Here is a 14,771-nt window from a genome sequence, read left to right on the forward strand (position 1 = left end):
TGTCGGAGAAACGAAGAGAGCCCGTGGCCAAACCGTTGACTAGTGCGCCTGCGCCCAGTTCATGCCGCTTTGCACGTCCACCAAAAGCGGCACCTTCAGCTCGACCACGCCGCTCATAACCTCCTCCACCATGGAAGAAAGCGCTTCGAGCTCTTCGCGCGGCACGCTGAAGTCCAATTCGTCGTGCACCTGCAGCATGAGCTGCGCCGAAAAGCCGTCTGCCGCCAAGCGGCGCGCCACCTCGTTCATGGCAAGCTTGATGATGTCGGCCGCGCTTCCCTGCATGGGGTGGTTCATGGCCGTGCGCTCGCCGAAGCCGCGCTGCGTGGCATTGCTCGCACGCAATTCGGGAATATGGCGCTTACGGCCGAACATCGTGACGGCATAGCCCGTCTCCTTGGCGTTCGCCACCGTTTCGTCCAGATACTCGCGCACACGCGGATGCACCTCGAAGTAGCGGTCGATCATCTCCTGGGCCTCCTTGTAGCCTATCCCCAAAGAGCTCGCCAGGCCGAACGCCTGCTGCCCGTAGACAATGCCGAAGTTGACCGCCTTCGCCCGGCTTCTCAGCTCGGGCGTCACCTTCTCGACGGGAATGCCGAAAACGCGTGCAGCCGTAGCGGCGTGGAAATCGGCCCCGCCGCAGAACGAGTCGATCAGGCTCTCGTCTTCCGAAAGATGCGCAAGCAGGCGCAGCTCGATCTGCGAATAGTCCGCAGAGACGAAAACGTCGCCCTCGCGCAAAGGAACGAAGCATTCGCGAATGCGTCGTCCGAATTCAGTACGAACGGGAATGTTTTGCAGGTTCGGATTGCTTGAGGAAAGACGCCCCGTCGTGGTGACGGTCTGGTTGAAGCTCGTATGCACGCGTCCGTCGCCGGCCCGCATGTTCGGCAATGCGTCGATATAGGTCGACTGCATCTTCGCAAGCTCGCGATAGCGCAGCACCTTCGATACGATGGGATGCTTGTCCTCGAGGCCTTTCAAGGTCTTCGCATCGGTCGAATATCCGCGCTGGTTCTTCTTGCCGACAGGCAGCCCCAAGACCTCGAACAGGATATGGCCCAGCTGCTTGGGAGAATCCAGATTGAACTCCTCCCCCGCCAAGGAGATAACCTCGGCCTTGACGTCGGCTATCTCGGCGCTGGTTTCGGCGCCCATGGAAGCAAGCGCGCCCGTATCGAGCATTGCGCCCACGCGCTCCATGCCGACAAGCGTGCCCACCAACGGCAGGTCGATCTTGGTATAGCAGGATATGCTTTCGTCTTTTTCGAGCGCGGCGCGCAGCGATTCGCTCAGGCGACGCCCGATGAACGCGTGCGCAGCAGCGCGCGCCTCCTCGCTTTGAGGCTCGGGAAGAACGGCCCCCAGATATACGTCGCACAACGGCTCGTATTCGTACTTGCTCACGTTGGAGTTGAGGAGATACGCAGCAAGGCCTATGTCGAAGAAACGGGCTTTCGCCACATCGGAAAGCTCCACGAACGCCTCCTCGGCGTTATCGGCGGGATACACATGCTGAAGCGCCTTTTTCGCGTCGATTGCGCAGAACGACCCTTCGCGCACGATGCGGGCGAAAGCACGCAGGCCCTCGTCTCCTTCGAAAACCAGAACGTCTTTATCGGTGCCGACGAAAAGGCTGGCCGAAGGCTCGAAGAGACTTTCTTGGGCGGGCACGTAGAACTCCACGCCGACCATCACGCCGTCCTCGATCGCCTTCTCAAGCGCGCATGCGGCTTCCTCCCCGCGCAACGGATTAAGATCGGGAAGGTCGAGCTTCGAAGGGGCGGCCAGCTCGGCGTCTGCTCCTGCAAGCGCGAGAACCTTGGCGAGATGCGCGTTGAACCGAAGCGCATGAAACGCCTCGATGACGCTCTCCTCGTCGAAAGAGGGAAACGCGGCCCCTTCGATATCGAGCTCGAAATCAAGGTCGCGCACGATCGTCGCCACGCGGCGGCTCGTGAACGCGGCCTCCTTGTTTTCGGAGATGTTCTGGAGCTGCTTTCCCTTGAGCTTATCGAGGTTCTCATAGATTCCGTCTATGCTGCCGAAGTTCTGCAGCAGCTTCGCCGCGCCTTTATCTCCGATGCCGGGAACGCCGGGGATATTGTCGGAAGAATCGCCCTTCAAACCCAAAAAATCAGGGAACTGGGCAGGCGTCACCCCGTAGCGCTCTTCGACCTCAGCAGGACCGTACACCACCACGTCCGAAATACCCTTCTTCGTGGTGACCACCTTGGTCAGGTCGCTCACCAGCTGGTAAGCGTCTTTATCGCCGGTCACGAGATAGGTTTCATAGCCCAGGGCCTCATCGCGGGCGGCAACCGTACCGAGCACGTCGTCGCCTTCCCACCCCTTCACGCGCACCACGGGGACATTCATGGATTCAAGCAGATTTTCCACAAGGGGAAACTGCGCCTTGAGCTCTTCGTCCATGGACGGGCGCGTCGCCTTGTACTGCTCGAGCGCCTCCATGCGAAACGCCGGCCTGCCGGCGTCGAACGCGCAGACGATGGCGTCGGGAGCCATGGTCTCGTAGAGCTTTATGAACATGGACATGAAGCCGAACGCCGCGTTGGTGGGCGTTCCGTCGGGAGCGTTCATCGTGGGAGGCACGGCATGGTATGCCCTGTGCATAAGAGAATTTCCGTCTATCACAGCTATTTTCTTTGGCATAATACTCCCTTTACCCTCAAGCCCTCACCGCCATGCAGGCATGCTGCAGCAATCACGCGCTGCGGCAGACGCACGCCGCGGCGGTCGGTTCAGTATAGCAAGGACGGTTTTCATGTTTTCGATTCAGGCATCTTTGCCGCTGATCGTTTTCAGCGCGGCACTCCTTTGCTGCCTCGTCTTCTCCATCATACGGCGCAAGGCTCTCTCCGCCCGCCTCGAAAAGAAGCTTTCCCACGCGAAACCCATAGCGGCCGCCCTCTGCATACCCGCGGGCTTCCTTCTCATGGAAATTCCCTACAACCCGTCTTTAGGCAGTATGGGGGCGAAGTTCGTCTTCCTCGGCCTCTGCGTCACAGGGGTCCTCTTCGCCATCGTGTATTTCCTCGGGCAGCGCAGCAAAACAGCCATGATTGCGTTTCTTCTCGCATGCTTCGCCTCCGGCGTGGCGAACTACTTCGTATCTTCTTTCAAGGGACAGCCCGTATTGCCCTCCGACATCATGGCGCTCAAGACGGCGGCGGCAGTCAGCGGCGGTTACACGTATGCGATCGGGAATTCCGTGCTAGCGGCCTTCTGCCTGCTTGTCGCGATGGTCGCATTCATCGTGATCTTGCCCAAGAGCAAACGCACGCCGCGCACCGTGGCTGCACATGCAGCGTTGGGGCTTGCTGCGCTTGCCGCGTTCTGCGTCTGGTTCAACGCCGCCGATATAGAAAAGGATTACGGATGCACCGTAGACGTGTGGAGCAGCCTGGATTCCTATCAGCAGCACGGGTCTCTTCTGTGCTTCCTCGAACGAAGCCAGCTCCTCACTCCCCATGCGCCCGAAGGGTACACGCCCGAAGAAGCGGCCCGCATACGCTCAGAGAAAGCAGCGGCAGCGCTTGCCGCCGAAACCGTCGACGAAGGGCAGGCAACCGCGCCCGATGTCAAGCCCGCCATCGTGGTGATCATGAACGAGACGTTCTCCGACCTCTCGCGCTACCCCAATGTTGCGCAATCCTATGCAGGTCCCTCTTACTTCAACTCCATCGACGACGCAATCGCCAAAGGCGACTGCTATGTTTCTGCCATGGGCGGCGGAACGTGCAACAGCGAGTTCGAATACCTCACCGGCTCGAGCATGGGGCTTTTGGGCGCAGGCGTGTACCCTTACATGCTCTACGACCTCAAAGGCGCAGACAATATGGCTCGCTACCTGTCCTCCCTCGGCTACAAAACAAGCGCCATCCATCCCGCCGAAAGCGAGAACTGGCGCCGCGACCGCGTGTACAAGCAGCTTGGGTTCGACGAATTCCACAGCATCGAAAGCTTCACGGACGCCGAGATGTTTCGCGGCATGGTATCGGACGCGTCCACCTACGACCTCGTCTTGGAACTCCTCGCGCAAGACGAAGGCCCCCAGTTCATCTTCGACGTGACCATCGCAAGCCACGGCGGATACGATACGGGCACCGTACCCGAGGAAGAGATGGCACACGTGCCCCTTGATGGCGAAGAAAGCGTCGAACTCAACGAATACATTAGCTGCATCGAGCGTTCAGACACCGAGCTCAAAGACTTCATGGACGAGCTGCGCCTGCTCGATCGCCCCGTCGTGCTGTGCTTTTTCGGGGACCATCAGCCCGGTTTCGTGGAGTGGCTTTCGGGCGAGGCTTTCGAAGAGGACCAGATGCCCGAAATCGAGCTGGTTCAGAACCGCTACGTGACGCCTTACATGGTCTGGACGAACGACGCACAGCTGCGCAGAAAGGTCGGCGCGCCCACCGCGGAGCCGACAAGCCTCAACTACCTCGGGGCAACCACGCTCAAAGCTGCCGGGCTGCCGCTTGACGAGTATTTCGCCTTCCTCTCGGCCACGAAAAGCGAGGTACCCCTGATCAACCTCAACGGCTACCAGGACGCATCGGGCGAATGGCACTACCATGGAGCCGACAGCGAATCGAGCGCGGCCTACGCCCAGCTTGCCATGGTCGAACACAACAACCTCTTTGAGAAAGACAGCTAGACCGTTTGGTTTTGATGGATTTCGCTTCGTTTCTTGCATATGGCGAACTTTACGATACAATAATCAGGCTTCGGCATCTTGTCCGAAACGGGCCTGTAGCTCAACGGTGGAGCAGGGGACTCATAATCCTTTGGTTCTCGGTTCGAATCCGGGCGGGCCCACCACCGAAACATCGGCCATCGCGCTCAGTCGGCGCGGTGGCTTTTTCTTTTTCCGGGACACCACTTCCCCAAGGCGCCTGACCGCAAGATAACCCGTTTTTCATTCCTTCCGAACGTTCGTCCATTCCAATTTTGACAAGAACGTTCTTCCCTGTGCGCCAAAATGGAATAGCGGTATAAAGGCGAGAGCCTATCTTGAAGCGGGCGCTTGATCCGGACCGATGCTTCACTTCTTGTATGAACGCGCCTTCAATCTGCCCCACACGAGATCAGGCCCGCCTCTTTTGAGCACGGGCCTGATTCGATATACGGGATTTATCGCTTCCCAAAAGCGAAAGGAGCGCTGCTGCGCCGAAGCGCTAGTCTTCCAGATAGTCCTTCAGCTTGGAAGAGCGGCTAGGGTGACGCAGCTTGGCAAGGGTTTTGCTTTCGATCTGACGAATACGCTCGCGCGTAACGCCGAACTGTCGGCCGACTTCCTCGAGCGTGTGAGGATGGCCGTCTTCGAGCCCGAAGCGCAGGCTGATGACCTTGCGCTCACGCTCTGCAAGACCGTCGAGCACCTTGCTCAATTGCTCCTGCAGCATGGAGAAGCTTGCAGCGTCAGGCGGCACGATGGCGGCGTCGTCTTCGATGAAGTCGCCGAGCTGGCTGTCTTCCTCTTCGCCGATCGGGGTTTCCAAAGAGACAGGCTCCTGGCTGATCTTCTGAATTTCGCGCACACGCTCCGCGGTGAGCCCCATCTTCTCCCCGATTTCCTCCGGAGAAGGATCGCGGCCGAGCTCCTGAAGCAGCTGGCGCTGGATGCGCACGAGCTTGTTGATCGTTTCGACCATATGCACCGGAATGCGAATCGTACGGGACTGGTCGGCAATAGCGCGCGTGATGGCCTGGCGAATCCACCACGTTGCATAGGTGGAGAACTTGAAGCCCTTGGTGTAGTCGAATTTCTCGACCGCGCGAATCAGGCCGAGATTGCCCTCCTGAATAAGGTCGAGGAACAGCATGCCGCGGCCGACGTAGCGCTTCGCGATGGAGACGACCAGACGCAGGTTTGCCTCGATAAGCTGCTGCTTCGCGTCGATACCGACCTGCTCGACGCGGGTCAGACGACGGCGCTCGCGACGCTCGAGCTCGATACCTTCCTCTTCCGCCTTTTCAAGCTCTGCCGTCGCAGCAACGCCGGCCTCGATCTTCATGGCAAGGTCGATCTCTTCGGCAGCGGTCAACAGCGGCACTTTGCCGATCTCTTTGAGATACATACGCACGGGATCGCCCGTCAGCATGGTGACAGACGTGTCTGCCGAGCGACGACGAACCTTCGAGGAGCGCGTGGTTACCTTCGGGAGATTCACCTCCGCATCCTCGGCGGCCTTGAGCTCTTCCTCGGGAATACCCTCAAGCAGGTCTTCGTCAGAAAGCGAGGCGTCTATCTTTTCATCTTCGAGGGACATGTCAGCGCCCGCAAGGGAGGCCTCGTCCACCGCGGTTTTATTCTTTTTGGAATCTTCAGTTGTTTTAGCTTTGGCAGCAGACACAGATGCTATCCTTTCGCCGCAGAAAATGGGCATAATAGCCCCAAAGATACATCTTATTAATATAGCATACTTTCGCATGCTATCGTCGTTCTATTTCTCACGAAACCGCAGGCCGGCCGAAAGCTGCGAAGGCGAGCCCGCAAGCCGGCCAAAAGCCCCAGCATGAAACCCAAACCAGCAGGAACCCCGGGTGCAAGCCCGCAACGAGGCGAACGCCCTACTCGACCCCGAGAGGACGATGCGCACTGCGCAGGGCAACCAGTTCCTTTTGCAACGCAACTACCGCCTCGTAGGCCATGGCGTATTCCTCCTCCGTCATGTTTCCGGGATGCTTCAGCTGGACATTGAGCGCCACCACGGAATCTTCCATATCACGCAAGGCCAGCTCTTCGGCCAGAAATTGGGCAAGACGCACCGGGTCTACCTCGTCGTACAAAGATGCCGAGGTCAGAACGGAAGCGGACCCCGGAAGCATCGACTCCACCCCGCGCACGACCTCGCTCGCATCCGCGCATTCCGGATGTTCGGCGTAAAACGCAAGCAGCGCCTGCGCAATGACCCCGTAAGACTCCTGGTGCCAGGCGGTTTGCGCGAGTATCTCCGCATAGCCCAAGCCCACCGCGATGTTTTGGGCGCACAGCACCAAAAACTCTCTCTCTATCCGCAGCCGTTCCCGCTCGCGCGGTGGAAGGTCGTGCATCGCCTGGCGATGCTCGGCAGCGGGACTTGCGGGGCTGCCTTGCGGCTCGGTGGATGATTCGTAGACCCGCGGCGCGCGAACACCCGCCAGCTTTTCTGTCACCATGGAAAGCTCGAAATGCAAGCGGTCCGCAATATAACCCGCGTATTCTTGCGCCAGAACCGAATGCTTGATAGGCGCAAGAAGCTCCAAGGCATCGGATAGCGCGCGGCTTTTCTGGCCGAAATCGTCCAGATTGTAGCGCTGGAACTTTCGATCGATGGCGTAGCGCATAAGCGGCACCGCCTGCCCGAGAAGCTCCTCCAACGCTTCTCCCCCATATTTCTGAACGAAGTCCGCAGGGTCCAGGTTGTCGGGCAGCGTCACGGCGCACAGGTCGATCTTCGAACGCCCAGCCTCGGGAAGCATGCTTTCGTCGACGAAACGGGCGGCGCGGTCCGCCGCGCGCTGACCAGCTTCGTCGCCGTCGAACAGATACACAATACGATGCTTGGCATGGCGCGATATGGTGCGGATATGCTGCACGGTAAGCGCCGTTCCAAGCGTTGCGACCGCGTTTTTCACACCCGCCCCATGAAGCACGATCACATCCGTATAACCCTCGACGATAATCGCCACACCGGTGCTCGCCATGGCAGCCTTTGCCTTGTCAAGCCCGAAAAGCACCTCGGATTTATGAAAGACGGGCGTCTCCTGCGAATTGAGGTACTTCGGCTCGCCCTTGCCGATCACGCGTCCGCCGAACGCGATAGTATTGCCCTCGACATCGCGAATGGGAAACATGATGCGGTTGAAGAAGCGATCCTGCAGACGGCCGTCCCGCTTCGACGGCATGGCGACATTGGCCTCCACCATGTCTTTGGGCTTGAAGCCCTTCGAGGAAAGATGGCGGACGAGCGCCTGGTTGCCCGGAGCGAAGCCGAGGTTCCATTCGTTGGGCACCGGCCCGCCCAGATCGCGGGAAGAAAGATAGGCACGCGCCGCATCGGCCTGGGAGCCGCGGGCGCGCATAAGCTGCGTATGGTAGAACGAGGCAGTCTCTTCGCAGACCTCCTTCAGCCGAGCTTTTTGTCCGCGCGCCATGGCCGCGCCCGGCTCCTCGGTAAGCTGGATCCCAGCTTGTTTAGCCAGTTCGCGCACAGCGTCCACAAAGCCCAAATCGTCCATTTTCATGACGAAGCTGAACACGTCTCCGCCCTCGCCGCAGCCGAAGCAGTGCCACAACTGCGTGGCGGGATCGATCTTAAACGACGGAGATTTCTCGTTGTGAAACGGGCAGCAGCCCCAGAAATCGCGACCGCGCTGGCGAAGAACGACGCGCTGTCCCGCCACCGAGACAAGGTCGCTCGCCTCGCGCACGCGCCTTATGTCGTCTTCCGACAAACCCGGCATGAAGCCGCCATCCTTTCATATGTCGTAATTCCGAACGCCGAAGCGCATCGCGCCCGCATGCGACGTTTTTCAATCCGATGTCTCACAGCGAGAGCGCACCTAATACCTAGCACGTCTCCTCGCGCAGATTCTCGCGAACCCAGGAGATATTGTCCATCACCGTTGCGATCAGCGCATCGAGCGAATCGAATTTCATCATAGGGCGAAGAAAATGCACCGGTTCGACCTCGATGACGTCACCGTAAATCTCTCCTGAAAAATCGAGAATATGAACCTCGCATGTAGCCGTAGCGTCGGCGAACGTGGGAGCAACCCCCATGCTCATGGCTGCTTTGTAACGCACCCCATCGACCGTGGCCCAAGCAGCGTACACGCCTTCTCCGAGCGTCTGCATCATGCCAGGAAGCTCGATGTTCGCCGTGGAAAAGCCCATGTCGGTGCCTTCGCCGCGGCCCTTTGTGACCGTACCCTCAAAAGAGTATGGATGCCCCAGCAAGGCAAGCGCCTCCTCGCATTTCCCGTCGGCGAGAAGAAGACGGATGCGCGTCGCGGTGATGGGCTTTCCATCGGCGCTCTTCAGGTCGTGCGCGCAAATCTTCGCCCCGCGCTTATCGGCCCACGCGCGCAGATCGCCGACGCCGCCCGCTGCGCGGGCGCCGAAATGAAAATCGCACCCCACGTGAAGCGCGTACGGAACCGAATCGGCGAACGTCGTCTTGAGAAAGCCCTCCGGGGATTGCGCGGAGAACTCGGGGGTAAACGGCAGCACTACCACGGCGTCAACGCCGGTCTGGGAAAGCGCGGCTATACGGCGCTCGTTGGTCATGAGCTTCTTCAGACGGTCGGCATGGAAGCGCTCATCGGGATCGATGTCGAACGTGAGCGCGACCGAAATACCGCCGTTTTCAGCCGCAGTCTGCTTCGCCTGATTGATAAGGAAGCAATGCCCCTTGTGCACGCCGTCAAACACGCCGAAAGCGCACGATGCGCCCGCCAACATGCCATAGTCGAACGAGGAATCTACGTTAAAAACCTTTGCCACGGGTTACTCCTTGGGAAAATACACAACAGGGTTTGATAACGCCCCGCTTCGCCTGGACGGAATAGAGCGCAACGAGCTCGTTTTCGTGAACGAGGCTCACCACTTCCCCTTCCGCAAGGGGATCCGCGCAGCGATGGGCGCCGCGCAAAGGACCGCAGTCGGAGTCGTCGAAACGACGCGGCGCTTCGTAAAAAACGATATCGCGAGCGCGCAGGGTCTTGCCATTGCGCACATCCGCCGCCTGCTCGTCGGTAAGAAACGCCATACGGTACCCCAGCAAATACACAGGATCGATGGCGGCATCGAGACCTCGCTTCTCCAACGTTTCCAAAGAAAGGCAATCCTGCACATCAAGAGCGCCCGATTGAAGGCGGCGAAGAGTTTCCACATGGGCGGCACTGCCCAAAGAGGCTCCTATATCGCGAGCGATGGAGCGGATATAAGTCCCCTTCGAAACGGAAAGGCGCACGTCCCAATGGATGCACGGAGCGTCGTGATCGGTCTCAAGGCCGAGAAGAGTCGCCTCGTAGATTTCGATATCGCGAGGCTCGAGCTGCACGACGTTGCCGGCACGTGCGGCCTCGTACGCTTTGACGCCGCCACGCTTGATGGCGGAGTATGCGGGCGGAAGCTGTTTATGCTTGCCGACGAGCCCGGCTACGTGCTCCTGCGCAAACGCGCGGTCGCAGACGCACTCGGGAACGGGAACAGTGCGAATGGGCTCGCCCTCGGCGTCGTCGGTATCGGTTGCCACGCCGAACGCTATGCGCACGTCGTAGGTTTTGTCATGATTGGTCATGTACGCATCCAGGCGGGTCGCAGGACCCACGCAGATACAAAGCGCCCCCGTAGCCAGAGGATCAAGCGTGCCGGTATGCCCCACGCGACGCTCTCCGAAAATGCGGCGACATGCGTTGACCACGTCGTGAGAGCTCATTCCCCGAGGTTTGTCCACGCCCACGAGGCACGAAATCCCGCTCTGTCCGCGCTTCATCGCAAGCCCGCCTTCTCTACAAGCTCGTCAAGGTGCCCGGGTAAATCGGCAAGCAAATCCTCGACGGGCCCTTCGAAGGTGAAGCCCGCCGCCGCACGATGTCCGCCGCCGCCGATATGGCGAGCAAGCACGGAAACATCCACTTCGTCGCCCTTGGCACGAAGGCTGCCGCGCACGCCGCTTGCCTGCTCGCGCACCATGCATGCGACGCGAACGCCCGCAAGAGAACGCAGGACATCGACCAATGGCTCAGCATCGGCCTTCACGGCCCCAAGGCGCTCGAAGTCGCTCTGGCGCACATGAGAAAACGCCCACAGCCCGTCTTCGGCTATGACGATATGTTCGAGCATAGCCTTTTCGAGCATGAGGGACGCGAGAGAGCGGTTTTGGTAAACCTCGCTTGAAATGGAGGCAGGCTCCGCGCCCGCCTCGACCATCTCGTTGGCTGCGCGAAACGCCTCCGGCGTGGCATTCTGATACTGAAAACGGCCCGTATCGGTCATGAGTGCCGTATAGCAGCACGTCGCCATGGAGGAATCGGGCTTCACGCCGAGAGCCTTGATGAGCTCCCAGACGATCAGTCCGCACGCCGGCGCGTCTTCATCCACATAGTTGAAGTCAGACATAGAGGCGTCAGCCGCATGGTGGTCAACCGTGAAGCGCACGTTCGCGCGATCCTGAATCGCAGCCGCCTTGCCCATGCGCGAAGGGATGGGCACGTCGCAGGCGACAAACGCACGGCAAGGACCATCGAAGCTTTCGGCCGGCACCATGTCGGAAACGCCGGGAAGAAAGCCAAGGCCCTGATCGATGGAATCGGGCTCCACGAGAATGCACTGCGCCTTTTTGCCGAGCGAGCGCAGAGCGTGCATGAGCGCAAGCTGAGAACCCAGGCAATCGCCATCGGGATTGACGTGGCCGCACAGCACGAATTCGTCGCACTCCTTCATGCGCTCGGCCATGGCCTCAAGCGTCGTATTCGTCTGGGGGGTAACCGCCACGGTCTACTCCTCTTCCTCGAAAGATTCGTCCGATGCGCGCATTTCCGCCGATTCGGCGTTGCGGGCCGCATCGCGGGCGAGCGCGTCGGTGATCTTTTCCGCTTCGTCGACGGAAGGATCGAGATGGAAACGAAGCTCAGGCGTCACGCGCCAGGAAAGGCCTTTGCCCATGAGGCTTCGAATGCGTCCGCCGGCTGCAGCAAAGCCCGCCGCCGCATCCTCGTAGCGCTCGGGCTCGGTGGTGTAGAAAACATTGCAGACGCTGCGGTCGAAGCTGACTTCGCAGCCGGTAATGGTGACAAGGCGCAAACGCGGGTCGGAAACCTCGAAGAGCAGGATGCTCGCGAGAATTTCGCGCGCCTGTTCGTTGACCTTGCGGTTCGCGTTGGATTGTTTCATAGCGAATCCTCCTTCCAAGGGAGTTCGGATGTGCCTTATGGCAAAGCGAGGCGCTCGGCTGGCCTGCAGCACGAAACGCCTCGCGTGTATTTCAGATAGGCATGCCGATGTTACTCGGTACGCTCGACCTCCTCGATGCGGAAGCCCTCGATGACGTCGCCCACCTTGATGTCCTGGTAGCCTTCGACGCCGATGCCGCATTCATAGCTCTGCTTGACGGTCTTGACGTCGTCTTTGAAGCGGCGCAGAGAAGAGATCTTGCCCTCGAAGATGACCGTGGAGTCGCGCACGACGCGAACCTTGTCATCGCGAGAGATTTCGCCCTCGGTGATGTAGCAACCGGCGATGTTGCCGACCTTCGGAACGCGGAACACATCGCGAACCTCGGCAATACCCGTGTCGCGCTCGACGATTTCGGGAGCAAGCATGCCGACGCGTGCGGCGTTGATGTCCTCGATCGCCTGGTAAATGACGCGATACAGGCGAATGTCGACCTTCTCATGCTCGGCCGCCTTGCGTGCGCCCGCAGTAGGACGAACGTTGAAGCCGATGATGATGGCGTCGGAAGCGGCCGCCAAGGTAACGTCGGTCTCGGTCACGCCGCCGACGGCGGAGTGGATGATGTTGATCTTGACCTCGGACTGGTCCATCTTGTCGAACGCATCGCGCAAAGCCTCGATCGAGCCCTGAACGTCCGCCTTGACCACGAGGTTGAGCTCCGTGGTGCCCTCCTCGATGCGGCTGAACAGATCATCCAGGCTCATATGGGTCTTGGCCTCCTGGGCCTTCAGGCGCTCGCGCAGCGCACGCTCCTCGGCGAGCTTGCGGGCATCGCGCTCGTCCTCGAACACGCGGAACTCGTCGCCTGCGGTAGGAACGCTCGACAGGCCGAGAATCTCGACCGGGTCGGAAGGACGAGCTTCGGTGGCATGATTGCCGCGAGGATCGACCAGGGCGCGCACGCGACCATAGCTCGTGCCGGCGACAACCGCGTCGCCCGGCTTGAGCGTACCGCGCTGGACGAGAACGGTGGCAACAGGACCGCGACCCTTGTCGAGGTTCGCCTCGATGACGAAGCCGGAGGCAAGAGCGTCGGGATTGGCCTTGAGCTCGAGCACGTCGGCCTGCAAAAGAATGGTCTCGAGCAGATCGTCAATGCCGATGCGCTGCTTGGCGGAAACGTCGACGAACATGTTCGTGCCGCCCCATTCCTCGGGAATGACGCCGTATTCCACCAGCTCCTGGCGTACGCGGTCGGGCGTGGCGCCGGGCTTGTCGATCTTGTTGACGGCAACCACGATGGGCACGTTCGCGGCCTTCGCATGGTTGATGGCCTCGATGGTCTGCGGCATGACGCCGTCGTCCGCCGCCACGACCAAGACGATGACGTCGGTCACCTGGGCGCCGCGAGCGCGCATGGCGGTAAACGCCTCGTGGCCCGGGGTGTCGATGAAGGTGATCTGGCGGCCGTCGATGTTTACGACGGATGCGCCGATATGCTGGGTAATGCCGCCCGCCTCGCCCGCGGCAACGCCGGTGTGGCGAATGGCGTCAAGGGTGGACGTCTTGCCGTGGTCGACGTGGCCCATGACGGTAACCACAGGAGGACGCGGCTTGAGGTCGTCTTCGGTGTCGTTGTAGACGACGGCGTACTCCTCCTCAGGAGACACCACGCGAACCTTGCGGCCCATGTCATCGGCAATAAGCTCGATAAGCTCGTCAGTCATGGTTTGGGTGACGGTGAGAACCTGGCCCAGCATGAACAGACGCTTGATGACGTCGTTGGAAGGCACGCCCAAAAGCTCGGCGAATTCGCCGACCGTGGAGCCCTGCATGACCTCGACGACGCTGTCGTCGAGCACCAAGTCGGGATCGATGCCCTTTTCGATGGCCTCCATGGCCAGACGTTCGCGCTGAGCAGCCTCGCGCTTTTCCTTACGCTTCTTACGACGACCTTCGCCCTCGTTGCTCGAAGCGGCGGCGACGGCAGCGCGCGCCTCCGCAAGAACCTTGTCGCGCTGAAGCTTTTCAGCCTGCACGGCCATCTGGGCATAACGGTCTTCGCCGGCCGCGTTCGCAAGCTCGGGAACGTCGGGCTCGAAATGATGCCCGCCGCGCTTGCCGCCCTGGCCTTTGCCGCCCTGCTTTTTGGGAGCGCGCGTAGGAGCGGTTGCCTGCTTGTTCGCCTTCTCTGCGCTGATGCGCGCCTTTTCCGCCTCGATCTGGGAAAGCAGCGAATCGAACGAAGACGTCGCCTTCGGCGCAGGAGCGGGCCTTTTCGCAGCAGGTGCCGGCTTGGATGCGGCTTTTTTCGAGCCGCGAGCAAGATTTTCCGCGACGGCCTTGCGCTTCGCCACCTCGGCGGCGAGCTTGGCGGCGCGGGCGTCGGCAGCCTGCTTCGCACGGCGAGCTTCTTCTGCCGCCTTCTGCTCTTCTATCTGGCGCGCAAGGCTGGAAAGACCCGAGGACACGGGAGCAGGAGCGGGCTTTTTCCTCTCGGTCGGCTTGCCGGCCTTCTGAGAAGAGGCCGAGGAGCCGGCACGGCGGGCACGCTCTGCGTCGCGCAGGGCACGCTCGCGCTCGACCGCCTCGCGGCGCTCGCGCTCTTCGTCTGCCTTCTTTTTGGCAGCCGCTTCCTTTTCAGCCTTCGCAATCTTGGCAACCTCGGCATCGATGTTTTCTGCCTTCTCGCCAAGCTCGGGGGCAATTGCTTTCTTAATCGCTTCGACGTTGTCTTCCGACAGGACGCTAGCGTGGCTCTTCGCGGGGATTTTCAGATCCTGAATGCGAGAGAGCAGCTCCTTGCTGTCCATGCCGAATTCCTTCGCCAATTCATGAACTCTCATGCTGGCCATACGGT

At 60.4% G+C, this 14,771-nt stretch carries 9 protein-coding genes and 1 tRNA gene; 2 read left to right on the top strand and 8 right to left on the bottom strand.

Features of this window, described 5'->3' with window-relative positions:
* Positions 1-39 precede the first annotated feature (39 nt).
* Positions 40-2,676, bottom strand: coding sequence for a DNA polymerase I (gene polA, locus HMPREF9451_RS05070; protein ID WP_009139227.1), 2,637 nt, complete (start codon positions 2,674-2,676; stop codon positions 40-42).
* A 112-nt stretch (positions 2,677-2,788) separates the two neighbouring features.
* Between polA and HMPREF9451_RS05075 the strand changes: the two genes are divergently transcribed.
* On the top strand, positions 2,789-4,684 hold the full coding sequence (locus HMPREF9451_RS05075; protein ID WP_009139228.1) for an LTA synthase family protein: 1,896 nt from the start codon (positions 2,789-2,791) through the stop codon (positions 4,682-4,684).
* Between the two features lie 89 nt (positions 4,685-4,773).
* Positions 4,774-4,848 (top strand) — tRNA-Ile (locus HMPREF9451_RS05080).
* Between the two features lie 356 nt (positions 4,849-5,204).
* Here the strand turns inward: HMPREF9451_RS05080 and rpoD are convergent.
* From rpoD to infB, 7 genes are all read right to left on the bottom strand, one after another.
* Positions 5,205-6,383, bottom strand: coding sequence for an RNA polymerase sigma factor RpoD (rpoD, locus tag HMPREF9451_RS05085; protein WP_009139229.1), 1,179 nt, complete (start codon positions 6,381-6,383; stop codon positions 5,205-5,207).
* 217 nt (positions 6,384-6,600) lie between these two features.
* Positions 6,601-8,475, bottom strand: coding sequence for a DNA primase (gene dnaG, locus HMPREF9451_RS05090; RefSeq protein WP_009139230.1), 1,875 nt, complete (start codon positions 8,473-8,475; stop codon positions 6,601-6,603).
* A gap of 106 nt (positions 8,476-8,581) precedes the next feature.
* Positions 8,582-9,517, bottom strand: coding sequence for a riboflavin biosynthesis protein RibF (gene ribF, locus HMPREF9451_RS05095; RefSeq protein ID WP_009139231.1), 936 nt, complete (start codon positions 9,515-9,517; stop codon positions 8,582-8,584).
* Complete coding sequence (gene truB / locus HMPREF9451_RS05100; RefSeq protein WP_009139232.1) at positions 9,501-10,511, bottom strand: tRNA pseudouridine(55) synthase TruB; 1,011 nt, start codon at positions 10,509-10,511, stop codon at positions 9,501-9,503. Before truB ends, ribF begins: the two co-directional genes overlap by 17 nt.
* Positions 10,508-11,512: a DHH family phosphoesterase gene (locus tag HMPREF9451_RS05105; RefSeq protein WP_009139233.1), complete on the bottom strand. Its 1,005-nt coding sequence runs from the start codon at positions 11,510-11,512 to the stop codon at positions 10,508-10,510. Before HMPREF9451_RS05105 ends, truB begins: the two co-directional genes overlap by 4 nt.
* Positions 11,513-11,515: 3 nt before the next feature.
* Positions 11,516-11,911: a 30S ribosome-binding factor RbfA gene (gene rbfA / locus HMPREF9451_RS05110; protein ID WP_009139234.1), complete on the bottom strand. Its 396-nt coding sequence runs from the start codon at positions 11,909-11,911 to the stop codon at positions 11,516-11,518.
* Positions 11,912-12,021: 110 nt separating this feature from the next.
* Entirely contained in the window at positions 12,022-14,766 is a 2,745-nt protein-coding gene (infB, locus tag HMPREF9451_RS05115; RefSeq protein WP_009139235.1) for a translation initiation factor IF-2, read from the bottom strand.
* Positions 14,767-14,771: the final 5 nt, after the last annotated feature.

The organism is Slackia piriformis YIT 12062, from assembly GCF_000296445.1.
Classification (GTDB): Bacteria; Actinomycetota; Coriobacteriia; order Coriobacteriales; family Eggerthellaceae; genus Slackia; species Slackia piriformis.

Bases quoted from the DNA above. Each gene is read 5' to 3' on its own strand.
- rbfA (WP_009139234.1), bottom strand. From the start codon at position 11,911: ATGAAACAATCCAACGCGAACCGCAAGGTCAACGAACAGGCGCGCGAA.
- polA (WP_009139227.1), bottom strand. From the start codon at position 2,676: ATGCCAAAGAAAATAGCTGTGATAGACGGAAATTCTCTTATGCACAGG.
- HMPREF9451_RS05075 (WP_009139228.1), top strand. From the start codon at position 2,789: ATGTTTTCGATTCAGGCATCTTTGCCGCTGATCGTTTTCAGCGCGGCA.
- dnaG (WP_009139230.1), bottom strand. From the start codon at position 8,475: ATGCCGGGTTTGTCGGAAGACGACATAAGGCGCGTGCGCGAGGCGAGC.
- infB (WP_009139235.1), bottom strand. From the start codon at position 14,766: ATGGCCAGCATGAGAGTTCATGAATTGGCGAAGGAATTCGGCATGGAC.
- truB (WP_009139232.1), bottom strand. From the start codon at position 10,511: ATGAAGCGCGGACAGAGCGGGATTTCGTGCCTCGTGGGCGTGGACAAA.